The organism is Otoolea muris (genome assembly GCF_943193115.1).
Taxonomy (GTDB): domain Bacteria; phylum Bacillota; class Clostridia; order Lachnospirales; family Lachnospiraceae; genus Otoolea; species Otoolea muris.
Map to the genome: position 1 here is coordinate 47,328 of NZ_CALPCY010000021.1, position 23,761 is coordinate 71,088.

The 23,761-nt window shown below is 46.9% G+C and carries 23 protein-coding genes and 1 pseudogene; 23 read left to right on the forward strand and 1 reads right to left on the reverse strand.

The features are described from left to right. The first annotated feature begins 356 nt into the window (after positions 1 to 356). The 17 genes and pseudogenes from NFS31_RS13795 to NFS31_RS13875 all read left to right on the forward strand — a co-directional run bounded on the left by NFS31_RS13795 (position 357) and on the right by NFS31_RS13875 (position 16,313). On the forward strand, positions 357 to 866 hold the full coding sequence (locus NFS31_RS13795) for a transcription termination/antitermination NusG family protein (RefSeq protein ID WP_251496023.1): 510 nt from the start codon (positions 357 to 359) through the stop codon (positions 864 to 866). A gap of 172 nt (positions 867 to 1,038) precedes the next feature. Continuing rightward, complete coding sequence (locus tag NFS31_RS13800; protein ID WP_251496025.1) at positions 1,039 to 2,784, forward strand: aldo/keto reductase; 1,746 nt, start codon at positions 1,039 to 1,041, stop codon at positions 2,782 to 2,784. 54 nt (positions 2,785 to 2,838) lie between these two features. Beyond that, positions 2,839 to 3,681, forward strand: a complete 843-nt coding sequence (locus NFS31_RS13805) for an NAD-dependent epimerase/dehydratase family protein (protein ID WP_251496028.1) — start codon at positions 2,839 to 2,841, stop codon at positions 3,679 to 3,681. After that, on the forward strand, positions 3,674 to 4,729 hold the full coding sequence (locus NFS31_RS13810; protein WP_251496030.1) for a WaaS/CpsH family glycosyltransferase: 1,056 nt from the start codon (positions 3,674 to 3,676) through the stop codon (positions 4,727 to 4,729). Before NFS31_RS13805 ends, NFS31_RS13810 begins: the two co-directional genes overlap by 8 nt. 23 nt (positions 4,730 to 4,752) lie before the next feature. Next, a complete protein-coding gene (locus NFS31_RS13815) occupies positions 4,753 to 5,337 on the forward strand; it encodes a DapH/DapD/GlmU-related protein (protein WP_251496033.1) in 585 nt (194 codons plus the stop codon). A 9-nt stretch (positions 5,338 to 5,346) separates the two neighbouring features. After that, the gene (locus NFS31_RS13820; RefSeq protein ID WP_251496035.1) at positions 5,347 to 6,540 is read left to right on the forward strand and encodes a hypothetical protein; all 1,194 of its coding nucleotides are present in this window, start codon (positions 5,347 to 5,349) and stop codon (positions 6,538 to 6,540) included. Next, a complete protein-coding gene (locus NFS31_RS13825) occupies positions 6,506 to 7,663 on the forward strand; it encodes a glycosyltransferase (protein ID WP_251496037.1) in 1,158 nt (385 codons plus the stop codon). The genes NFS31_RS13820 and NFS31_RS13825 overlap by 35 nt, the downstream gene beginning before the upstream one ends. Before the next feature lie 37 nt (positions 7,664 to 7,700). Continuing rightward, the gene (locus NFS31_RS13830; RefSeq protein WP_251496039.1) at positions 7,701 to 8,612 is read left to right on the forward strand and encodes a glycosyltransferase; all 912 of its coding nucleotides are present in this window, start codon (positions 7,701 to 7,703) and stop codon (positions 8,610 to 8,612) included. Positions 8,613 to 8,616: 4 nt separating this feature from the next. After that, positions 8,617 to 9,696: a glycosyltransferase family 2 protein gene (locus NFS31_RS13835; RefSeq protein WP_251496041.1), complete on the forward strand. Its 1,080-nt coding sequence runs from the start codon at positions 8,617 to 8,619 to the stop codon at positions 9,694 to 9,696. Continuing rightward, positions 9,683 to 10,609 carry a glycosyltransferase family 2 protein gene (locus NFS31_RS13840; protein WP_251496044.1) on the forward strand — a complete coding sequence of 309 codons (927 nt, stop codon included), beginning with the start codon at positions 9,683 to 9,685 and terminating at the stop codon, positions 10,607 to 10,609. Before NFS31_RS13835 ends, NFS31_RS13840 begins: the two co-directional genes overlap by 14 nt. Then, positions 10,599 to 11,024, forward strand: a complete 426-nt coding sequence (locus NFS31_RS13845) for a GT-D fold domain-containing glycosyltransferase (RefSeq protein ID WP_251496047.1) — start codon at positions 10,599 to 10,601, stop codon at positions 11,022 to 11,024. The genes NFS31_RS13840 and NFS31_RS13845 overlap by 11 nt, the downstream gene beginning before the upstream one ends. A 93-nt stretch (positions 11,025 to 11,117) precedes the next feature. Beyond that, positions 11,118 to 11,558 (forward strand): IS200/IS605 family transposase, encoded by a 441-nt coding sequence (gene tnpA / locus NFS31_RS13850; RefSeq protein WP_251496050.1) that lies wholly within the window; start codon positions 11,118 to 11,120, stop codon positions 11,556 to 11,558. Positions 11,559 to 11,618: 60 nt separating this feature from the next. Beyond that, positions 11,619 to 12,023, forward strand: a pseudogene (locus NFS31_RS13855) (GT-D fold domain-containing glycosyltransferase); the annotation flags it as partial. A gap of 75 nt (positions 12,024 to 12,098) precedes the next feature. Then, a complete protein-coding gene (locus tag NFS31_RS13860; protein ID WP_251496052.1) occupies positions 12,099 to 13,589 on the forward strand; it encodes a lipopolysaccharide biosynthesis protein in 1,491 nt (496 codons plus the stop codon). Positions 13,590 to 14,140: 551 nt separating this feature from the next. Continuing rightward, positions 14,141 to 15,268: a tyrosine-type recombinase/integrase gene (locus NFS31_RS13865; RefSeq protein ID WP_251496055.1), complete on the forward strand. Its 1,128-nt coding sequence runs from the start codon at positions 14,141 to 14,143 to the stop codon at positions 15,266 to 15,268. 74 nt (positions 15,269 to 15,342) lie between these two features. Next, the gene (locus tag NFS31_RS13870; RefSeq protein ID WP_251496058.1) at positions 15,343 to 15,501 is read left to right on the forward strand and encodes a hypothetical protein; all 159 of its coding nucleotides are present in this window, start codon (positions 15,343 to 15,345) and stop codon (positions 15,499 to 15,501) included. 2 nt (positions 15,502 to 15,503) lie between these two features. Next, positions 15,504 to 16,313, forward strand: coding sequence for a peptidoglycan recognition protein family protein (locus NFS31_RS13875; RefSeq protein ID WP_251496061.1), 810 nt, complete (start codon positions 15,504 to 15,506; stop codon positions 16,311 to 16,313). Between the two features lie 124 nt (positions 16,314 to 16,437). On the opposite strand, the gene NFS31_RS13880 is transcribed toward NFS31_RS13875, so the two are convergent. After that, positions 16,438 to 17,223 (reverse strand): 3D domain-containing protein, encoded by a 786-nt coding sequence (locus tag NFS31_RS13880; protein WP_251496064.1) that lies wholly within the window; start codon positions 17,221 to 17,223, stop codon positions 16,438 to 16,440. 323 nt (positions 17,224 to 17,546) lie between these two features. On the opposite strand from NFS31_RS13880, the gene hrcA reads away from it, so the two are divergent. The 6 genes from hrcA (at position 17,547) to NFS31_RS13910 (ending at position 23,688) form a co-directional block, all read left to right on the forward strand. Next, entirely contained in the window at positions 17,547 to 18,584 is a 1,038-nt protein-coding gene (gene hrcA, locus NFS31_RS13885) for a heat-inducible transcriptional repressor HrcA (protein WP_251496067.1), read from the forward strand. A gap of 20 nt (positions 18,585 to 18,604) precedes the next feature. Further along, entirely contained in the window at positions 18,605 to 19,294 is a 690-nt protein-coding gene (grpE, locus tag NFS31_RS13890) for a nucleotide exchange factor GrpE (protein WP_251496107.1), read from the forward strand. A gap of 60 nt (positions 19,295 to 19,354) precedes the next feature. After that, positions 19,355 to 21,220, forward strand: coding sequence for a molecular chaperone DnaK (gene dnaK, locus NFS31_RS13895; RefSeq protein WP_251496070.1), 1,866 nt, complete (start codon positions 19,355 to 19,357; stop codon positions 21,218 to 21,220). 127 nt (positions 21,221 to 21,347) lie between these two features. Continuing rightward, positions 21,348 to 22,508, forward strand: a complete 1,161-nt coding sequence (gene dnaJ / locus NFS31_RS13900; RefSeq protein WP_251496073.1) for a molecular chaperone DnaJ — start codon at positions 21,348 to 21,350, stop codon at positions 22,506 to 22,508. A 150-nt stretch (positions 22,509 to 22,658) separates the two neighbouring features. After that, positions 22,659 to 23,195 carry a rubrerythrin gene (rbr, locus tag NFS31_RS13905; protein WP_251496076.1) on the forward strand — a complete coding sequence of 179 codons (537 nt, stop codon included), beginning with the start codon at positions 22,659 to 22,661 and terminating at the stop codon, positions 23,193 to 23,195. Between the two features lie 118 nt (positions 23,196 to 23,313). Next, positions 23,314 to 23,688 carry a hypothetical protein gene (locus NFS31_RS13910; protein WP_251496079.1) on the forward strand — a complete coding sequence of 125 codons (375 nt, stop codon included), beginning with the start codon at positions 23,314 to 23,316 and terminating at the stop codon, positions 23,686 to 23,688. Positions 23,689 to 23,761: the final 73 nt, after the last annotated feature.

Consider the following 23,761-nt stretch of genomic DNA (forward strand, 5'->3'; position numbering starts at 1 on the left):
GGTTTTGTACGTCTGGCTTTTCTGTTTTCTGATAACCATTTAGATAACCTGAACGGCTGTCTTTTCTGCATAGTTCCGGGATCTGGAAACAAGTACAGTTTCGTATCACAGGCGCTTCGTAGAATAACGTATTCTAAGAAATTTCATTCATTATACTACGGTTTTCCCCTGATTTCAATAGCAGTTTCTCTCAAAAATGTTTTAAAATTCTATAAATATTCTTTGTGAATTTCTTAATTAATACTCATCAAAAAATAAATCAGATAATTATATAAATTTTAACACAATATCCTTTCGTAGATTACGTTATTCTACGAAATCCATAGATGGATGTAATACCGGAAGGAGTGTGCCAGATGGAGCAATGGTATGTGTTAAAGACCGTCCCGGGAAGGGAACAGAAGGCGGCTGATCTTATAAAGAGGGCCGTAACGCCCGGCCTCTTTAAGGAGTGCCGGGTTCTCAGGAAGATAAAGGTATTCCGTTCCGGCGGGGCGCTGCATTTTCCGGAGGATGTGCTGTTTCCAGGGTATGTGTTTATCCGGACAGCTTTCCCCGAAGCGCTGGAAAAAGAGCTGAAACGATCCAGGGATTTCCCGCAGTTTCCATCCGTCACTCCCGTGGAGCCGGCCGATTTGGCGTTTTTGAAGCATGTATGCGGCAGGGATCTGAACCAGCCGATGGGAGTAACCAGGCTTACTCTGGACGGGGACAAACGGATTATACGGGCAGACGGGATTCTGAACCGGTATCTGGATCGGATCGTTAAGCTGAACCTGCACAGGCGATTTGCGCTGGTGGAAACGGCTCTGTTTAACCGGAGACAGTCCGTGCTGTTTGGCGTGGCTCTGGAGGGGGATGGATAAAATGTACTCTCGGAATCTCTCTGCGCCTGCTTTTGCGGCTGATTTTCCACCGGATGCACCCAAATTTAATCAACGTACGCTCCACGTACGCCTCATAAATTTGTGCACATCTGACAAAAAATCATCTCACAAAATCAGGCACAGCGAGATTCCGAGAGTACATATAAAAGGAATGGGAGAAAATACAAAGAAGGAATTCGGATTGGGAAACGCATGGGCAGCAGCCCTGGCTTTGGGCGGTGTGTATGTTTTGATGGATATAGCGGCCAAAAAGGAAAACAGGGCGGAATGTACGGACGACGCTCATCCCTGTATCGGCGGCTGGCAGAACGGGGATGAAAAGAAAGGAAATCAGCCGGCATACAAGACAGCCGTTAAACCAGTCATCGATAAAGCCCTGTCATTTGGCGGGCTCATTATTCTGAGCCCATTGCATGGGCTCATCAGCCTTGCCGTTTACCTTGATGATCCAGGGCCTGTTCTGTTTAAACAGAAGCGGGTTGGAAAGGACAGACATTTGTTTTATCTGCATAAATACCGTTCCATGCGTATGGATACGCCTCATGATGTGCCAACGCACCTGCTGGATAACCCGGATCGCTATATAACAAAGGTTGGCCGGGTGCTTCGTCGGACGAGCTTGGAGGAGCTTCCGCAGATATGGGATATATTCAGGGGAAAAATGAGCGTGATAGGCCCCAGGCCTGCGCTGTGGAACCAGAAAGACCTGATTGAAGAGAGGGAGAAGTATGGCGCAAACGGCGTTATGCCGGGATTGACGGGACTGGCCCAGATCAATGGCAGGGATGAGCTGGAAATAGCGGAGAAAGCAAAATGGGACGGTATCTATGCCAGGCAGCTTGCTCGGGGCGGCTGGAAGGCATTTATGAGGGATGTGGGATGTTTCTTTGGCACTCTGTACCGTGTGGCCCGTCAGGATGGCCTGGTTGAAGGCGGGACAGGAAAGATGAAAAGAAAGGGTTTTGAACCGGGGAAAAAGAATCAAAGAGGAGAAAAGAGACCCCTTGGCAGGACGGGAATTGATGTCACCCCATTGGGATTTGGCTGCGCAGGCGTGTGGGGGAAGAAAATGATCACGGATCAGCAGGCGCAGGAATTATTTGAAAAAGCATATGAATCAGGAGTCCGGTATTTTGATACAGGGCACAGCTATGGAAACGCGGAAGAGCGAATTGGAAAAATACTGAGATCATCCGATATTGTAAGGCGCGAAGAGCTTGTGATCGCAACGAAATTTGGGACGCGCCTGCGGGGCCGCAGGCTGGTTCATGATGTTTCGCCGGAATGGATAAGACGTAGCGTCCATATGAGCCTGCAGCGCATGGGGATCGGCTATATTGACTGCCTGCTAATCCACGGCCCGCAGATTTGTGATTTTACTGAAGGGCTGTATGAGACGCTGGGTGAGCTGAAGGAAAAGGGCATTGTTAAGGCAATTGGGGCCAATTCATTTGACACAGAGGTTCTGGAGTATATCTGCGGGGAAAAACGGCTTGACTTTGTAATGCTTGACTACAATCTGATGCGCCAGGATCGGGAAGGGCTGATTGAGAGGCTGTATAACAACGGGATCGGCGTAATTGCAGGCGCGCCGCTGGCGGAATCACTTTATTCTAACCGCGTGCTGAAGATAAAGGGCGCGAAGGATCTGTGGTACCTGGCGAGAGCTGTAAAAAATTTCCGCGGGCAGTTCATCAAAGGAAGGAAATACAGGTTCATCAACGAGGCAGAAGGGATGACCGGCTCACAGATCGCCCTGAAATATGTGCTGGATAACCCGTTTGTGTCTTCTGCTGTTTTCGGCACAACTACGATGAACCATTTGGAGGAAAATGTGCAGGCAGTGGATATAGAGATCCCTCCGGAGATATTGAGGAGAATCCGGTCTGTGCGATAAGCGGCCCAAATCCTTTTGGCGGCCTTAGCAAGAATAAGATTGAGGTGAGAAAATTTGAAGATTTTAGTTACAGGCGCAAACGGATACCTGGGAAAGGGAGCCGTGAAACAGCTTCTGGATGACGGGACAGAGGTAGTCGCCACGGATTTACATACGGATTTGATTGACAGGAGGGCGGATATCAAATGCGCGGATCTGTACAGCATTGAAGATCCGTACCGCTACTTTGGATTTCCGGATGTTTTGCTCCACATGGCCTGGAGAGACGGGTTTGTCCACAGCTCGGAGACTCATATCAACGATCTGCCAAAGCACAGCAAATTTTTAAATGATATGATGGAAGGCGGCGTAAAGCGTGTGGCAGTTATGGGCTCCATGCATGAGGTCGGTTTTTTTGAGGGAAGTATCAATGAATCGACGCCCTGCAATCCGCAGAGCCTCTATGGTATCAGCAAAAATGCATTAAGACGGCTTGTCCAGCTTAAATGCAGGGAAAAAGGGTGCGTTTGCCAGTGGCTGCGCGGCTTCTATATTGTGGGGAACACGGCGGATGGGAGCTCTGTTTTCTCAAAAATCGTACAGGCCAGCCGCAGCGGCCAGTCGGAGTTCCCGTTTACAATGGGATTAAACCAGTTTGATTTTCTTGATTACGATCGGTTCTGCCAATATGTGGCGGATACCGTGGAGCAGGAGGAGATAGACGGAATCATCAATATCTGTTCAGGAAGGCCGGAGAAGCTTTCAGACCGCGTGGAACGCTTTATCAGGGAGAACAGGTTTGACATTACCCTCCGTTACGGCGCATTTCCGGACAGGCTCTATGATTCAAAGGCGATATGGGGAAATGATTTTAAGATACGGATGATAGAAAGGCAGAAGGAAAACAGCCATGTCTGATGTAAAAGGAAGAAGCCCGATTGACGGAAAAAAAATTTTATTTTTCTCACCGGCCTTTTTTGGATATGAGAATAAAATTAAAACGAAAATGACAGAGATGGGAGCAAGCGTGGACGCTTTTGACGCGCGGTCCGTGACAGGGGCTTTTGAGCGTGCGCTGTTAAAGCTCGGCCCGGCGTTGTTTGACAAAAAGACCGAAGGCTATTATGCGCACATTTTTTCACAGGTAAAAAGGGTTCCATACGATTACGTGCTGATCGTGAAATGCGATATGCCGACAGAACGCGTGCTTAAGGCATATAGAAAACAGTTTAAAAAGGCAAAATTGTGCCTGCACATGTGGGATTCCGTAAAGAATATCCCGAATGTGGAAAAGAAATTCCAATACTTTGACTATATCAGCAGCTTTGACCGGTTTGACTGCCTGAATAACCGGCTCATCCATTTTAGGCCGCTGTATTATTGCGATGAGTATAAGAAAGAACAGAAGGCGGGCGCCTCATACGACTACGATCTGTGCTTTATCGGAACCATCCATTCTGATCGCTGGAAAATACTGAAGGATATAAAAAAACAGGCCGTCCGGAGGGGATTGCGGATGTTCTGCTATCCATACCTCCAGAGCCCGTTTATCTATTGGTTTTACAAGCTGACAAAACCGGAGTTCTGGGACACGGATCGGAAAGAATTCCGGTTTGGCAAGATATCCGGTGAGGAAGCCGCCTGGCAGGTAGCGCGGTCAAAGGCGGTGATTGACATCCAGCACCCCGGGCAGACAGGGCTGACCATACGGACCATTGAAATGCTCGGCATGCATAAGAAGCTGATAACAACGAATGCGGATATACAGAATTATGACTTCTACCGTCCGGAAAATATTCAGGTGATTGACCGGAAGCGCCCCAGGCTTGCCGGGGAGCTTAAGGCGGATTATGCCGCGTTAGATGAAAAGACGTATGAAGCCTATTCCCTTGAGTCCTGGATCTATGGGGTTTTGGGGATTGGGGCGGAAGCGCCCTGCTCTGGATGCAGAGCCGCGGATAAGTGATGTAGAAAGATGGAAGAAACGAAATGAATAATCAATATTCCTTTTCGGAATTTATAAAAACAGTATATTCGCTTGCGATGACGAGGCTTACCATTCCACAGGCCAGGCTGATAAGGCGCCCTGTGTATGTGAGAGGCGCCAAATCTTTAGCCGGATGCAAAAGACTGACGACAGGGCGTTTCTGCCGCTTTGATTTGGAGGGAAGGAAGAAAACGCTGTGGATTGGCGACGATTGTGAATTCGGGGATATGGCGCATATCGTGGCACATGAGAGGGTTGAGATTGGCGATCACGCGCTGCTGGCGTCCAAAGTGTTTATCAGCGACACAAGCCATGGGAATTATAAAAGCGGGGATCAGAGTTATGCAGAGGAACCGCCAAAGAAACGCAGGCTGGTTACGGAACCGGTAAAAATCGGCCGGAATGTGTGGATAGGAGAAAATGTTGTGGTTCTGGCAGGGGCAAGGATCGGAGACGGGTGTGTCATTGGCGCAAACAGTGTGGTGGCCGGGGAGATTTTGCCAGGCAGGATGGCGGCCGGCACGCCGGCCAGGGTGATTAAAAGGTATGATTCAAAGGCCGGACTTTGGGTAACAGATAATAAATAGGAGTATGCTATGTTGAATTTTTTTTATTTATATGCAGCCATATGGTCCGCCGTTATTTTTCTGTATCAGCTTGGATGGTCAGATTTATGCCATCCGTTGTCTCCGGAATTGATTGTCTTTTTTGTTATAACAATTGGAAGTTCGTTCTTTGCAGGAAAGGTATTTGAAAAATATTTTGAATTTAGAAAGCCAGCAGAAATATCAAATGTAAACGATGCCATGACCTGTATAATTGTATGTTTTACTATAATTGAATTGGTTTATGGCAGACAGATTCCCGTGCTGGCTATTTTGACAAAAAAGGCGGGATATACGGAGACCTTTTCAGGAATACCAACATTCCATGTTTTATTAACTACATTTGGGAGGTTTTACGCGCAGTATCTAATCTATTTATTTGTTTCATTTCCGCGCAGAAAAAAATATATCATAGAATACATAATCGTTGTTTTTTGTGTCGATATTATATGGTTCAGCCGGATGGGATTAATACTCAGCCTTTTTATGTCATCTTGTATTGCTATCGCATCACTTAAGGAACGCATTCGGCTGAAGCATATGCTTATGTTTATAGCTGCTGGCATAGTTGGCTTATATTTATTTGGGGTATCAGGAAATTTAAGGCAATGGTATGCCGCCGGTGATAATTCCATGATCCGCCTGTATGGTTCTATGAATAACAGATATCCTGCATGGCTGCCGGAACAGTTTATATGGGCATATAGTTATATGATAGCGCCGCTTGCAAATCTAAATATAAATATAGCGCAGAGTACAGCGAACGGCAGCCTGGAAGGATTCCTGTCGGTTTTTGTCCCGGACTTTATTGCAAGGAGGTTATTTTCAGGCCGTGTCCAATCAAACCTGATCAGCGCTTCTACAACAATGACGGTTATTGCCGGAGTTGGGGATGCATATGGATATGGAGGAATAATCGGTATGTATATCATGCATATGTATATGATGTCAGGGCAGGTTGCTATACTGCGCTGTATATCATCTAAAAAGAAATTTTTAGTGCCCATGATGGCAATTATGTGCGCTGTTGTATCCTTTACAGTTTATGTAAATACATTATGGTATTCAGCGATTAGTTTTCCATTATTTTATCCGCTGGTTGCCAGTTTGCCAAACAAACGGATTCGCATCCGCAGAGGAGAAAAATGTATTGTCAGAGGAGCGTATTCCGCTTATGAAAAATAGTTTAAGGCCTCCTGGGCCTTTGAAAGGAAAAACAATTGTTATATCAGGGATTAACCTGTATCAGGCGGGCCCGCTATCTGTCTATTTTGATTTCTTAAATGTGTTAAAAGAAACAGGAATATTAGAGGATAACCATGTTACAGTTTTTGTACACCGAAAGGAGCTGTTTGACAAATATGAAGCTTTACTGGAAATAAGGGAATTACCGCGTTCAAGGGACAGTTATTTATATAGATTGTACTATGAATGGATTTATTTTTTTAACTACAGTAAAAAGAGAAAAGTGGATTATTGGATATCGCTTCATGATATTACCCCAATAGTTCAAGCAGAATATTTATGTACATATTGCCATAATCCATCGCCATTTTATAAACCGGGAAGGCTTGACTGGAAGTTTAGTAAAAAAATATGTTTGTTTGCGTATTTTTATAAATTTTTATATGGGATTAATATAAAGAAAAATGATTATGTCATTGTCCAGCAAAATTGGATCCGTGACGCATTTAAGGAAAAATATAAAATCAATAACATAATTGTTGCCAATCCGGAGAACAAGTGGAACTTCCATTCGCACAAAAGCAGAGATGCGAAAAATAAAAGCAGGGAATATCGGTTTATTTATGCAGCGTTCCCGAGAGTTTTTAAAAATTTTGAGGTGATTTGCGAAGCATGCAGACATTTAGAAGATCACCTGAACTATCGGGTTATTCTTACAATTGATGGAAATGAAAATCAATACAGCGCGTGGTTAAAGAAAACGTATGGGAATAACAGGCATATTCAATGGATTGGGTTACAGGAAAGAGAGCATTTATTTAAATGGTATATGAAAACGGACTGCATGATTTTTCCTTCAAAATTAGAAACATGGGGCCTTCCGATAAGCGAATACATGCAAACCGGGAAACCGATTTTGCTGGCGGATTTGCCGTATGCGCATGAGGCGGCAAATAATTATGACAGAATAGGTTTCTTTAATGTGAATCATTCGCCTGAGCTGGCGGAAAAGATGAGGCGCGCGATAAAGGGGGAGCCTGTATTCGGCCGTTATGCAGATATAAATATTCCTGAGCCGTTTGCCAAAGACTGGTATGAATTATGTGATATGCTCTTTCATTGATCTGAGAAATGAATAATAAAAATATGGGGGAAACGGAATGGGCAATAAACTGGCAATACTTATGGCTGTATACAATGGGGAAGATTTTTTGAAAGAACAAATAGACAGTATATTAAAACAGAGCTACAGAGAATTTGATTTGCTTATAAGGGATGACGGCTCACAGGACGGATCCTGCCAGATTATTGCTGATTACTGTTTGCTGGACAGCCGTATTACCTGGATAAAACAAGAAAGCCCTGTACACAGTGCGATACATAATTTCTCAATTTTATTTGATTATGCAAAAGAACAGTATGATTATATTATGTTTTCGGATCAGGATGATATCTGGCATGAAGATAAAATCAGAAAGGAGCTACGCGCGGCAAGCGCATATTCAGATACCGCTGTTCTTGTATATTCTAATTTTGAATTATGGAAATATAAGAGGAATCTGTGCCGCCCAATGTATACAAAGAATATTGAGGTTTCCTTTGAACAATGTACTGTGCAGAACGCCATGTATGGATGTACGATGCTGCTTAATAAAAAAATGATTGAAATGGTTGATACAATTCCGGCAGGGCTGGATAATCATGACCATTGGATTGCGCTGGTTGCTGCCCTGAACAGGGTAAAGATACTCTATCTTCCGGAATGCCTGTTACTGCATAGGCTGCATGAAAAGAATGTAACGGGGCGGGCCGATGTGCGCACGGCCGCCGGAAGGCTTTGCGCCGTACTGAAAGGCCCATTGTCAGGAAGATCGGAAAGCCGTTTTATCATGTGGAAGAAAATGTATAAGGAGCTTAGTTCAAGGTTTAATGATTATAATAAACTTGACAAACTAAAGAAATTATATCATGCAAAAGGGCTCTATGACGCATTAAAAATGGTCCATATTGGCTTTAAGGGATTGTCTGCCCGGGGAACCTTTTATTTTATGTTGTTTATTATATTCAGGTGAAAAAATGCAGAATATAAAATTTAGTATAATTGTACCGGTATACAATATCAGTGAATATATAGAACGATGTGTAAAATCAATATTCATGCAGGCCTATAAAAATATTGAAATGATACTTGTAAATGACGGCTCCACAGATGAAAGCGGAGAGATACTGGAAAAGCTGGAAAAAGAAAACCCTGAATGTATTAAGGTGGTTCGGCAGGAAAACAGGGGGGCAGGAGCTGCAAGAAATCATGGAGTCAGGCATGCAACCGGAGATTTTTTTATGTTTGTAGATGGCGATGATTATCTGTTGCCCGGCTGCATTCCAAGGCTGTATGATTGCCTGAATAAAAAGCAGTATGATATTGTCTTGTTTAACTTGTTTACAGCAAAAGAAAAAGGCAGGATAAACACGGTCCAGGAAATAAATGGAAAGATGAGGGGAGAACAATTTCCCGGCAAAAATAAAACCCTGCTACGTATTCCTACGCTGCCTGTGTGCAAATTATACCGGAGGGAATGGTATCTGAATAACCAAATACAATTCCCTGAAAAGATAATTTATGAGGATGTGCCGATCGTCCCGTTTGCTATATCAAGAGCGGGGCGCATATTTATTCTGGATGAAGCATTTTATGTGTATATACAAAGAAAAGGTTCTACCATGCACCGTAAACCCGATAAGAAATGTTTGGATATTATCGCGTCCATTCGGTATTTGATTGAATTGTTTGAAGAAGCAGGGGAATATGAAAGGTACAGGGATGAGATAGAGAATATAGTGATACATACTGCTTTTTTTCAGGTATTGGAGAATATTAATATGTCAGATTACAAAAGCATATTTCAGGAGATATTAGTTGATTCAATACAGGGGATATTTCCCGGTATTCTTGAAAATGTTTTTTTAACTGAACCGGAAAAACAAAGGCTTAGATTACTTTTGGACAGAAGCTTTAAAGAATATTATTATAAATATGGATTCAGAAAAAAATTAAGGAATTGGATAAGGGAACATTTGCCATGTACATTATATTACTGGCTGTGCCTCTCTAAAAGAACAAAGCGCAGTTTGGAGAAAACTTATGAAATTACGTGAATATGTATTAAAGATCCTCAGTAAAGCTGTTATGTACAAGAAAATAAAATTTCCAGTCGTCTATATGACCCTTCTGGTAAAAAATGAAGAGGATATATTGGAAGAAAATCTTTTATTTCACAAATATATGGGCATAGACGGTTTTATTATCACAGATAACGGTTCTTCTGACAGGACGGGGGATATTATAAAAAAATATGTTTTAAAGGGATGGATTAAAGAAGTAATTTATGATGATTCTCCGGGTTATCTTCAAACTATGCATGTTGACCGGATGATAAGGATAGCAAGAGATAAATTTCACTGTGACTGGATTATTAATTGTGATGCAGATGAATTTTGGTACTGCACGAAAAGAAAATACAGGCGCATACTATGTGATACAGGGCATAATGTTTTATTATGTAGGATTTACAATATGCTTCCAAGTGAAAATGAGGCGTTCTGGAAATCTCCATGGCGTATTGTAAAAAGCGCTGATAAAGAGAAATATGGCCTTTTAGATTACAACCTGTATACAGAACAAATAAGCAAAGTGATTCATAGGGGAAAAGGATATAAGCAGATTGCAGCGGGAAACCACAATGTAAAAATGCTTGTAAAATCAATTGGATATACAGAAGATATAGTGATATATCATTATAATGTAAGAAGCCAGGAACATTTTATTAGAAAAATGGTTGGCGGCGGAGCAGAACTTGAGAAAAGGCCGGTAAAAAATATGGGGCAGCATTGGAAATATTTTTTTGATTTAAGCAATAAGGAGGATTTTGACGAGGCAAAGGCATATGATGCATTTATAGGGAGGAAGGTAGTGGAGACATTTAAACAAGAGAATATAATTATGAAAGATGAAACCATATCAGACATAATGAAGAAAATTTACAGTCAGGTAAACAAGTATGAAAAATAAATGGATTAGAAGAGGTATCCGGCTGGTAAAATCCAGATTTGAACATATTGACAAAGAATCGGAAGAAAAATTAAAAAAAATAGAAGCAGAATTTCCTCATGTATTATCTACTTCTGAAACTTTAAAAGCGATTATAGAACACCATATTACGATATCAAGATTTGGTGATGCAGAATTCGATATCTGTAACCAGGAGAACCTAAAGGATCCGTATCAACGTCCGAATGATAAATTAAGCAAACGGTTGAAGGAAATATTGCTGGTCAGGGAAGACGGATTTTTAGCATGTATCCCGCCATTTAACGCGCCAAATAATAATATAAAGAATTATTATGGACGGCTTAGCTTTTGGGAATTGTACTGGCTTCAAAAATATGAGAAAATTGGCCCATTATTGTCTGTATACTGGGGTTAAAACCCTCGCCTTGTAGGCGAAACCTTTAGGTCAACCCCATACCTCAAAGTTTAGAAAAAGGAAAAGTAGAGATACTAAACTTGAGGTGAAAACATGGAAAATTATAGGAAGTCGGCTCATTGTACGTATGATATCAAATACCATATTGTATGGATAACAAAATACCGAAAACCCGTGCTGATGGGAAAGATCGCGGTAAGAACAAGAGAACTGATACGGAAGATATGCCAGACAAATGATGTGGAGATTCTGGCCGGGTATGTAGGGAAGGATCACATACATCTCCTGGTATCAGTACCGCCACATCTGTCGTCAAGCAAGCTGGTCCAATATATGAAGGGGAACACGTCCCGAAAACTACAGATGGAATATAAAGAGTTGAATAAGGAGTTCTGGGGCCGCCATCTATGGGCAAGAGGATATTTTGTAGCCAGCAGTGGGAACGTAACGGACGAGATCATACAAGAATATATCAAAAATCAGGATTTAGAAGAACGAAAGAAGAGCGATAACTTCGAGGTCGGACAACTTTAGGCTGCTTCAGCAGCTAGCCCAAACCCACCGGCTTCAGCCGGTGGTGGTTTAGTTTCAAATCAAGCATATGGGAATTCCTTTGTCTCAAGAGACAGTGTATTTTACGAAAATCAAATTGACTATATTACTAAGATATGGAAAAATCGTAAAGTGGTATTTATTTATGGGAAGGGCGGAAGATTTAAAGAAGACAGTATTTTATTTAGAGAGGTGAACAAAGCGGGGACTATATTTGCTCCCCCGACAAATGCCTTTGATGAATATAACAGGCTGTTAGAAGAAAGCTGTATGTTCCCTAAAGATGTTCTGTTCCTGATTGCAGCAGGTCCTACGGCATCCGTCCTTGCATATGATTTATTTAAAAGAGGATATCAGGCTGTGGATGTTGGGCATATCCCCAACTGCTATGATCAATATAAAGGGAAGATTATCAGCCCGGAGACGCTTCCTATGGATAATCGGTAAATCGATATGAGATCAAGAAAAAATAATTCAATAAGGAACATATTAAGCGGATTAATTTACCAATGCAGTTCGATATTGATAAATATTATATCCAGAAGATTTTTTATAGAGTATTTTGGTATTGAGATTCTTGGAATGAATGGAGTCCTCACCAGCATAATATCTATGCTTTCACTGACGGAGTCAGGAATAGGGATTGCTATCGCGCAAAGCCTGTATGTACCTTTAGCATTGAATCATAAAGAAGAAGTAAACCAGATTATAGTATTATTTAAGAAACTTTACAGGATCATTGCCTTTGCGATTCTGGTATTGGGATTGTTGCTTATGCCTTTTTTAGGTTATTTGGTCCATACAGAGCTGGAAATCCATTTTGTTATGGCGGCATATGTGGTATTGTTATTTAATATATCATTTAGCTATCTGTTGGCTTGTTACCAAAGCCTGCTTATTGCAGATCAAAGAAAATATTGTGTTAATTTTGTTCTGATGCTATTTAATGTGATAGTAAATAGCTTACAAATTTTGATTACTTTAAAGACAAAAAATTATTTTTTATTTTTAATAATCAAATTAATATCTGACAATATTCAGAATGTTGTCCTATATTATACAGCTAAAAAAAGATACCCGTACCTTTCCATGAAGAAAATTGGCGCTCTTCCAGTTCAATATAAAGAAAAGCTCAGAAAAAATATATCTGGCCTTTTAGTCGCCAATTTGTCCACATATTTGATATTTGGAACGGATAACCTTTTACTTTCCCTTGTTTGTGGGACAGCAGTGGTAGGGCTGTACTCCAACTATGTAATTATAATCAGGGCAGTAAAAAATATCCTGTCTCAGATTTTTCAGGGTATGACAGCAAGCTATGGGAATTTTCTGGCGTTAAAAACAAAAAGTGAAGCCTTTGAACTATTTGAAAATGTCTATTTTTTAAATTTTTGGATAAGTTCATTCTGCTTCTCTGCTTTATTTGTTTTATTAAATCCATTTATCGAAATATGGATTGGGAATGAATATTTGCTGCCCTCAGGGACTGTTTTTTTATTATGCTGGAATTTTTATTCTGATACAATGCGAAGTTCCATTGAATTAGTCAGAAGCGCGGCAGGGCTGTACTCACCATATCCATTTTTTAAGTATTGGTCATTTTTAGAAGCTGTTTTAAATCTGGTTCTTTCATTATTTCTGGGAAGTTATCTGGGAGTTTTTGGCGTGTTTTTGGGAACTTCCATTAGTTCTTTGATTTCATGTTATGTGATGCCGTGGAATGTCTATAAATATGTTTTTGATAAAACATCGGTGTTGTTTTATCATAAATATATTGTTTATCAATGTATTTGTATTATTTCGACAGTAATAACCTATAAACTGGGAAATCTAGTGGCTACATATAATATATATGCACAGTTTATAGTTAAAATGTTATTGTGTTGTGTGATGCCTAATTTAATTATTTATTGTGTCTATAGGAGAAGAAAGGAGTATAGATTTATTCATGAAAGTTTGTCAGGTAAATTCAGAGGGCGCTTTATGAAACTTAATCATCCGAATGAATCGTGAGTTTTCAAAGTCCATTTATCTTGGAGCAGTTCTACAGGCCCGGGTTCTCACGGGTAACCTGGCGGCGGTCAACAGAATAAAAAAGAAATCCCTGTACAGCCTGTTCGATCAGACAGTGCAGGGATTTTCTTTCATAAACATTAAAAAAATTAGATAAATTTCTAAAATTCTATTTAAAATTATAATTTTCAAATTTTTAGATAAAATTTACCATGGAACATAGGAAAAATTACAAATTTGCGTGGAAACAGCTCATACGAATCCTGATGGTCGTCGTTTTATCTGTAATGTTGCAGGCCGGCAATGCGCCTCTCTATGATCTGCTGGTTGAAACTCAGTTACCTCCCGCCGCCCTGGACGCGCCTCTTTTTTCCTCCTAACCTCCCCTCCCCCAAACCGCGCAACACGCGCGAAACTCCCTGCTTTATAATAGAGCTTATCAACAAACGGATAACACGGATACAACCCGCCGTTTGGCGACAGGGGGGAGAGGGGGCAGGCATTTCGTGTCCTTGTAAAAGGCAATCAAAAATTTTACGGAGGATGTACAAATGAGAAAGGAAGAAAAACAATTCAATGAGGTTCTGCTGTCCTGGCTGGAGGAGATTAAGATCATGCGCGCGCCGTCCACGTATGTGAAATACTACCGGATGTCCTGCAAGTATATTATTCCCTATTTCCAGGGGGAATGCGTGCAGGAGGTCACGATCGACCGCTTAAAGGAATACCGGGAGATCCTGTTCCAGATGGAGGCGGAGGGGCTTCTGTCAGAGGGCAGCATCCGCTGCATGATTATGATTGTCAATGCCGTGATGAACGACGCCTATCAGAGGCGCCTGATCGGGCAGGAGGTGCATATCTTTCCGGGCCTTAAGAAACAGAAAAATGTGGTGCAGGTGTATTCGGAGGAGGAGCAGCAGACGCTGGAGGCGTATATGAAGCGCCATATCAACATCACCACGGTGGGCATTTATTTATGCCTGTACACGGGGCTGCGACTGGGGGAGATCTGCGCCCTGAAGTGGGAAAATATGAACACAGAGGAAGGATTTATCCATGTAAAATATACGACGCAGCGCCTTTCGCGCACCAGCCGCGCCTGGGAAACGGCGGGGGTGAAGGGCAATTTAAACGGTTTCGTTCCCAATCTTCCCAGGGCCTCGGATACGGGCCTGGGGCCGCATTCCAATCTGATCATCACAGCGCCAAAAAGCAATTCTTCCAACCGCCTTGTTCCGGTGCCGTCTTTTTTGCTTCCGTATATCCGGGAATATGAAAAAAAGTCGAAGCCGGAACAGTTTTTTCTCTCCGGCGATGCGCAGCTTCCCATGGAGCCGAGAACCTTCCAGTATCAGTACAGGAGATATACCATGGCGGCGGGCGTCCGCTACTTAAATTTCCACTCCCTGCGCCACACCTTTGCCACGCGCTGTATCACAGTGGGCATGGATCCAAAGACGCTGAGCGAGATCCTGGGCCATTCGGATATCAAGATCACCATGGACTATTATTTCCACTCCACCATGGAATATAAAAAGTACCATATCGAGCGCTTAAAGGCGGCCCTGCAGAAGCGCAACCGGGAGAAGGCGGAGCAGCGAGAGCAGGAGGAGCAGCGCAGGCAGGAGGAAGAACGGGAGAAGGAATTGCAGATGCCGGGAAGGGATGAAGCGAAATAAGTTTCAGAAAAAAGGCACATCATGTCCACAAGGCGCATAAATATAGAAAGACAACAGAAAAAAGGATCTGTGTTATGGCATTAAAAAGCTTCAACACCAAAGAGATGAGCAAAATCGAGCTCAAAGCGCTGCAGGAGACGGTGGAGGAGATGTCCGCCGAGATGCTTAAGAAGTTCCGTGAAAGCTTTGACGTGGATGAGATGGGATTTGCCGGAAGAATGGAGGGGATCTGATTATGGATGTGAACCGACTGCTGACACCCTATAATTATTCTAACGGCTCTGCGTCCCGCATCCGCTATATTGTCATCCACTATGTGGGGGCCACCGGGGGCGCGAAGGCGAACTGCGAGTATTACGCCAGCCGCTATATCGGGGCCAGCGCCCATTATTTTGTGGGCTTTGAGGGGGAAATATGGCAGTCCGTTGAGGAGAAAGATATCGCCTGGCACTGCGGCGCAAAATCGTACCGGCATGACGAGTGCCGCAACTCCAACAGCATCGGTATTGAGCTGTGCGTGCGCAATAAAGGGAGTAAGGCGGCAAACAGCCGCGACTGGTATTTTGAGGACGCCACAGTCCGCTCCGCCATTTCTCTGACGCGGATGCTGATGGAAAAGTACCATATTCGGTCTGATCATGTGATACGCCATTATGACGTCACCGGAAAGATATGCCCGAATCCGTTTGTCTATAATCACACAGGACATACCTGGGAGGCATTTAAGGACGCCCTGCATACGCCGCCCGCGTCGGCAGAGCCCGGATGGGTAAGGCTTGAAAACGGGCGTTACCGCTATATGCAGGCGGACGGAACATATGCGGCCAATAAATGGCTTTTGATCAACCATCACTGGTATTTATTTACAGGGGACGGGCTGATGATCACAGGCTGGCAGCGCTGGAACGGGGAGCGCGTCGTGTCAGGGGACGAACCGGGCGACTGGTATTTCCTGGACAATACGGCAGGGGGACCGCTTGAGGGCGCGTGCTGGCACAGCCGGGAAAACGGCGCGCAGGAGATCTGGTACGTGGAGGACGAGTAAAGACACATAAAAAGAGCGGAAGGCATTCGCGCCTCCGCTCTTTTTATGCACAGACCTGCGCATGGGAATATGCGCACAGGCCGCGCGGCGGGCAGAAGGAAGTTCCCCCGCCTGATTGTATCCGTTATTCCACTGCATACACCTCGACAGACTGAACCCCGTAGGCCAGGGCCTCTTCGTGGGTCGGAAAATAGATGTCAAGGCGGTTGCCGACGATCGTGGAGCCGATATCTTCTACGGTATAGACCACATCGCCGATCATCAGTTTGGTTCCAAGAGGATATTTCGTGATATCAGCCGAGATCGTATGGTTCGCTTGCGGAACGGTTCCGGAATAGGTGAGAGCCGTCCCATTCGGACAGCACTGCGTGCATGTGCAGTACGCAGTCGTCTCGAAAATCCCCAGGAGAGCGCCGCGCTTTGCCGTATCGTCAGCTTTTCCCTTGGAGCCCGGCCCGGCATCCCCGGCCGGCCCCGAACCAGCGGCGACAACAGTGACAGCAGCTTCCTTTTTCGTATATCGGAAAGAACCGTATAAGCGCACTCTGCCCTCGTCGGTTTCAGCATAGGCTTCAATTATAAAGGATTGCCCTTTGAGCTTGTCCCAGTCAACCTGATAGGAGAATGCATGTTTTCCATTCGCAGCAGAATTTGTTAAGTCAGTACGGTATTGGTCTGCAGTCACTTTTACAAGTTCTTGCGGTTCCTTACTTCCGTCTGTGTATACACAGAGGACGACAGGAACGCTCTTGTCAGGATGCTCCGCATCGACCGCCCATCCGCTGATAACCGACTCCCCTGCTTCCGACAGCGCCCCGTCCACAGAGGCAAAGGAGGAGAAGGCGGCAACCAGTACAAAACAGACAGCCAGAATAACCGCGGATAATCCATGGCTTACTCTTGCTTTCATGATGTTCCTCACAATCCGTTAATTAATAGATACATTACTATTATATTACAAAACTGTTAAATGTCAAGTAAAAGAGGGAAAATGAGGAGATTTTGGGCTGCCTTTACAAATTAAAATCAGCAAAATCCGCAAAAATCAAAAAAACAGGTTGACAAACGCACGGCCAAGTAATATAGTATCAATTGTAGATGTTAGCACTCCACATGAATGAGTGCTAACAAAAGCAAAGCACCCGGCATTCCCCCGTTCAGCGTCTTCTGTCAGAGCTGAACAGGCCAGCGCGCAGCAGGAAGGCCGGCGAAGGAAGAAAGGATGTGCGGCGCATGGGGCTGGACGGGAGAAAGATACGGATACTGAAGGCCATTATCCAGACTTACCTCGAGACGGGCGAGCCGGTTGGTTCCAGGACCATATCAAAATACTCGGATTTGCAGCTCAGCTCGGCGACGATCCGGAATGAGATGTCGGATCTGGAGGAGATGGGGTACATCATGCAGCCTCATACCTCGGCGGGGCGGATTCCGTCTGACAAGGGATACCGCTTCTATGTGGATCAGCTCATTCAGGAGAAGGAGCATGAAGTGGCGCAGACGCGCGACATGGTGATCCAGCGCGTGGACCGGGTGGAGCTTCTTTTAAAACAGCTCGCAAGGCTCCTGGCGGTGAATACCAATTACGCCACGCTGATCAGCGGTCCGCAGTACCGCCGGACGAAGCTGAAATTCATCCAGCTTTCCAGGGTGGAGGCGGGAAAGCTTTTGATTGTGACGGTCCTGGAAGGGAACATCATCAAAAATTCCATTGCCCGCCTGGACGCGGAGCTTACGGACGAGGATATCCTGAATCTGAATATCCTCTTAAACAACAGCCTGATCGGCCTGACGATAGAGCAGATCAACCTGGATGTGATCAGCCGGATGAAGGAGCAGGCAGGCCCGAGGTGCGAGGTGGTGGATCTGGTCCTGAATGAGGTGGCGGAGGCCATCCGGGCCAACGAGGAGGATCTGCAGATTTATACCGAGGGCGCGACGAATATTTTTAAATATCCGGAACTGAGCGACGGAGAGCGGGCCAGCCAGCTACTGGGCACGCTGGAGCAGAAGGAAATTTTAAAGGAGCTTTTGTCAAATGACGCGGATCCGGAGAAGAAGAACGGAATTCAGGTTTATATTGGAAATGAGACGCCGGTGCAGTCCATGAAGGACTGCAGCGTGGTAACCGCCAATTATGAACTGGGCGGGGGCCTGCGGGGCACGATCGGGATCATAGGCCCCAAGCGGATGGATTATGACAAGGTGGTATCAACCCTTCGGTCGCTAATGAGCCAACTGGAGGATACATTTAATCAGGAAGAAAGGTGATTTGCAAAGTGAGCGAAGAGATGAAGGATAGAGAGACAAACGCAGGCGGGCCGGAAGAGGCGCAGACGCGGCGCACGGAAGAAGAGCCGGGCAGAGAGAAGGCCTGCGGGACGCGGACAGAGGACGCGGAAAACGACGGACTGGAAAAGGAGCAAACGGCGGCAAAAGGAGCTGAAGGCGCAGACGCGCAGGGCTGTCAGGAGGACGATCCGGAAGCGGATTCGCAGGGCGGCCCGGAGACAGGAAAGAAAAAAGGATTTTTTTCCAAAAAGAAGGATAAAAAGGACGAACAGATCGAGGAGCTGACGGATCGCTTAAAGCGCTCCATGGCGGAGTTTGACAATTACCGTAAGAGGACAGAGAAGGAAAAATCCGCGATGTACGAGATCGGCGCCAAGGATATCATCGAGAAGCTGCTCCCGGTGGTCGATAATTTCGAGCGCGGGCTGGCGGCCGTTCCGGAGGGGGAGAAGACGGTCTTCGCTGACGGAATGGATATGATTTACCGCCAGCTCATGAAGATGCTGGAGGATGCCGGCGTAAAGCCTATCGAGGCGGCCGGCCAGCCCTTTGACCCCAATTTCCACAACGCGGTGATGCATGTGGAGGATGAGAGCCTGGGGGAGAACATCATTGCAGAGGAGTTTCAGAAAGGTTACCTCTACCGCGACAGCGTGATACGGCACAGTATGGTAAAGGTGGCCAATTAACATAATTATTTTATATAACACGATTATCACGAATGTTTCAGATCCAGGAGGAAAAAGACGATGAGTAAGATTATTGGTATTGATTTAGGTACGACAAACAGTTGTGTGGCAGTGATGGAAGGCGGCAAGCCGGTGGTGATCGCCAACACGGAGGGCGTGAGGACCACGCCGTCGATCGTGGCTTTCACAAAGACAGGAGAGAGGCTGGTCGGCGAGCCGGCGAAGCGCCAGGCGGTTACGAACGCGGAGAAGACCATTTCCTCGATCAAGAGGCATGTGGGAACGGATTATAAGGTCAGCATTGACGACAAGAAATATACGCCGCAGGAGATCTCGGCCATGATTCTGCAGAAGCTTAAGGCGGACGCAGAGAGCTACCTGGGCGAGAAGGTGACCGAGGCGGTTATCACGGTTCCGGCGTACTTTAACGACGCGCAGCGCCAGGCGACCAAGGACGCGGGCAAGATCGCGGGCCTGGATGTAAAGCGTATCATCAACGAGCCCACGGCCGCGGCTCTGGCTTACGGCCTGGACAATGAAAAAGAGCAGAAGATCATGGTATACGACTTGGGCGGCGGCACCTTTGATGTCTCCATCATCGAGATCGGCGACGGCGTGATCGAGGTTCTGGCCACAAACGGCGATACCCGTCTGGGCGGCGACGACTTTGACAACCGCATTACCCAGTGGATGATCGATGAGTTTAAGAAGAATGAGGGCACGGATCTCTCAGGCGACAAGATGGCGCTCCAGAGGCTTAAGGAAGCGGCGGAAAAGGCGAAAAAGGAGCTGTCCTCCGCCACGACCACGAACATCAACCTTCCGTTTATCACCGCCACGAGCGAAGGGCCGAAGCACCTGGATATGAACTTAAGCCGCGCGAAGTTTGACGAGCTGACAAGGGATCTGATCGAGCGGACCGCGATCCCGGTGCAGAATGCGTTAAAGGACGCGGGGATTACCGCTTCCGAGCTCGGCAAGGTGCTGTTAGTCGGCGGATCCACCCGTATGCTCTCCGCGCAGGAGAAGGTAAAGCAGCTCACCGGACACGAGCCCAGTAAATCCTTAAACCCGGACGAGTGCGTGGCCATCGGCGCGGCGATACAGGGCGGCAAGCTGGCAGGCGACGCGGGCGCAGGCGATATCCTGCTTCTGGACGTTACCCCGCTGTCCTTATCCATTGAAACCATGGGCGGCGTTGCGACGCGCCTGATTGAGAGAAATACCACGATCCCGACCAAGAAGAGCCAGATCTTCTCCACAGCGGCTGACAACCAGACGGCGGTTGATATCCACGTGGTACAGGGCGAGAGACAGTTTGCAAAGGACAATAAGACGCTCGGAAACTTCCGCCTGGACGGCATCCTTCCGGCCAGAAGAGGCGTTCCGCAGATTGAGGTTACCTTTGATATCGACGCCAACGGCATTGTAAACGTATCCGCAAAGGATCTGGGAACCGGAAAGGAGCAGCATATCACGATTACCTCCGGCTCCAATATGTCCGACTCGGATATCGAGAAGGCCGTGAAAGAGGCGGCGGAGTACGAGGCGCAGGATAAGAAGAGAAAGGAAGCCATTGACGCCAGGAACGAGGCGGATTCCATGGTCTTCCAGACCGAGAAGGCCATGGAGGACGCGGGCGATAAGATTGACGCGGCCGACAAGGCGGCGGTAGAGGCGGATTTAAACGCCCTTAAGGAAGCGATCAACAAGGCCCCTGTGGATCAGATGACAGACGCGCAGGTTGAGGAGATCAAGGCAGGCCGCGAGAAGCTGATGTCCAGCGCGCAGGCTCTGTTTGCCAAGGTATACGAGGCGGCGCAGGCAGGAGCCGCCGGCGCCCAGGGCGGCCCGCAGCCGGGACCGGATATGGGAAGCGCCCCGCAGGATGACAATGTGGTTGACGGGGACTTCAAAGAAGTGTAAAATACGAAAGATGTAAAAAACTGCGGGGCGCGGCTTAAAAACGGCGCCCCGCGGATAAGGAAAGACGTGATGGGGATTGGGCGCTGGCCCAAGCCCCTTTACGGGCGTTTAGGAAGGAAGACCTGACATGGCAGAAAGCAAGAGAGATTATTATGAGGTGCTGGGCGTTTCCAGGGATGCGGACGATGCGGCCCTGAAAAAGGCGTACAGGAGCCTGGCTAAAAAATATCATCCCGACGCCAATCCAGGGGATCAGGCGGCTGCAGATAAGTTTAAGGAGGCGTCCGAAGCCTACGCCGTACTCAGCGACGCGGAGAAGAGAAGGCAGTATGACCAGTTCGGCCATGCGGCGTTTGACGGCGGCGCAGGCGGCGCGGGCGGCTTTGGCGGCTTCGATTTCAGCGGGGCTGACATGGGCGACATATTCGGCGACATATTCGGCGATCTGTTCGGCGGCGGCCGCAGCCGGGGAGGGCGTGGAAACGGCCCCGTGCGCGGCGCGAATGTGCGCACCAGCGTGCGCATCACCTTTGAGGAGGCCATTTTCGGCTGTGAGAAGGAGCTGACCTTAAACTTAAAGGAATCCTGCGATAAATGCGGCGGAACCGGGGCAAAATCAGGGACGCAGCCCCAGACCTGCCCGAAATGTAACGGAAAAGGCAAGATCATGTACACCCAGCAGTCCTTTTTCGGGCAGATCCAGAATGTCCAGACCTGCCCGGACTGCTCGGGAACCGGAAAGATCATCAAGGAAAAGTGCCCGGACTGCTACGGCACGGGCTTCGTGACCAGAAGAAAGACGATCAAAGTCACGATCCCGCCCGGAATCGACAACGGCCAGAGCCTGCGCGACCGCGGCAACGGCGAGCCGGGACTCAACGGAGGCGAGCGGGGCGATCTGCTCGTGGAGGTGGTGGTATCTCCGCATCCAGTCTTCAAGAGACAGGATACGAGCATCTATTCCACGGTTCCGATCTCTTTTGCAAAAGCGGCGCTGGGCGGCCCCATCCGCATCAGGACCGTGGACGGCGAAGTGGAGTACGAGGTAAAAGCCGGCACGCAGACCGATACGAGGGTGCGCTTAAAGGGTAAGGGCGTGCCGTCGCTGCGCAATCGGAATGTGCGGGGCGATCATTTTGTGACGCTGGTGGTGCAGGTTCCGGAGCGGATGAACGAGGAGCAGAAGGAGGCCCTGCGGCGCTTTGACGACGCGATGAACGGGATCGCGCCGGAGGGGGAGAAGGAAAAGCAGCACAGGAAGGGCAAGTTCAAGGATATCTTTAAATAGGAACCGGAATGCGGCGGCCGGGAGGAGACGGCCCGGGCGGCTGCGGGGAAACGGCAGTTTTATGGAATACGCCGCGGTTTTGGAGTCCAGGATGGAATCGGAGCCGCGGTTATTTCTAAATTTTTATAAAATCATGAAGGAGGATACAAGATGTCAAAGTATGCAGGGACAAAGACCGAGCGGAACCTGATGGCGGCTTTTGCGGGGGAATCACAGGCGCGCAATAAGTATACATATTTTGCATCCAAGGCCAAAAAGGAAGGCTTTGAGCAGATATCGGCCCTGTTTCTGAAGACGGCGGATAATGAGAAGGAGCATGCCAAGATGTGGTTTAAGGAATTAAACGGCATCGGCGATACGGCCGCGAACCTGGCTGCCGCTGCGGACGGGGAGAATTATGAGTGGACGGATATGTATGAGGGCTTTGCGAAGACAGCGGAGGAAGAGGGCTTTAAGGAGCTGGCGGAGAAATTCCGCCTGGTAGCGGCGATCGAGAAACACCACGAGGAGCGCTACAGGGCCCTGCTTAAGAATGTGGAGACGGCCGAGGTTTTTGCCAAGAGCGAGGTGAAAGTCTGGGAGTGCCGCAACTGCGGGCATATTGTGGTGGGGGAGAAAGCGCCTGAGGTCTGCCCGACCTGCGCGCATCCGCAGAGTTATTTTGAGGTGCATGCGGAGAATTACTGATAAGGCGCGGTTTAACCAGGCGGGGATTGTGACAGATGTACTGCCTGTGGATAATCGCAAGAGGGGCCGCCGGAAAACGGCGGCCTTTTTCCTTATATGATTCTTTCAGAAGCTCGGTATGTCTATGCGCGGCCGCCTGCTGAAAGAGCGCAGGTACGCGGTCATTTTGACGAAAGCCGCGGTTGTATCAAGCGGCCGCAGGATGCGCTCAGGAAAGTGGTATTTCTTTCCGGAGTATGGGTTTCAGGCCGGGGACAATATGTATCGCGTAAAATCTCCGGGCGGCTACAGCGTTTGCTACGTGGGGGAGGGGAGAGAGGTTGATCTGTATTATGCCCCGGAAGACCCGAAGATATTCTATGTCCCGGCCATGCAGAAGCACGTGAAGCGCTGGGCGGCGCTTTTATGCGGCGTGGGGATTTTGTGGCCCCTGCCCGGCCTGGTTGCCCCGCAGATTCGGGCGCTGTTCTGTTTTTTGGAAGAGACGGGATAAGGAACTGTCACGAAATAAATTAGCCATTCGGCTTGTCTAAATGCCCATCTGCCGCATCGAAAAATCTTGACGC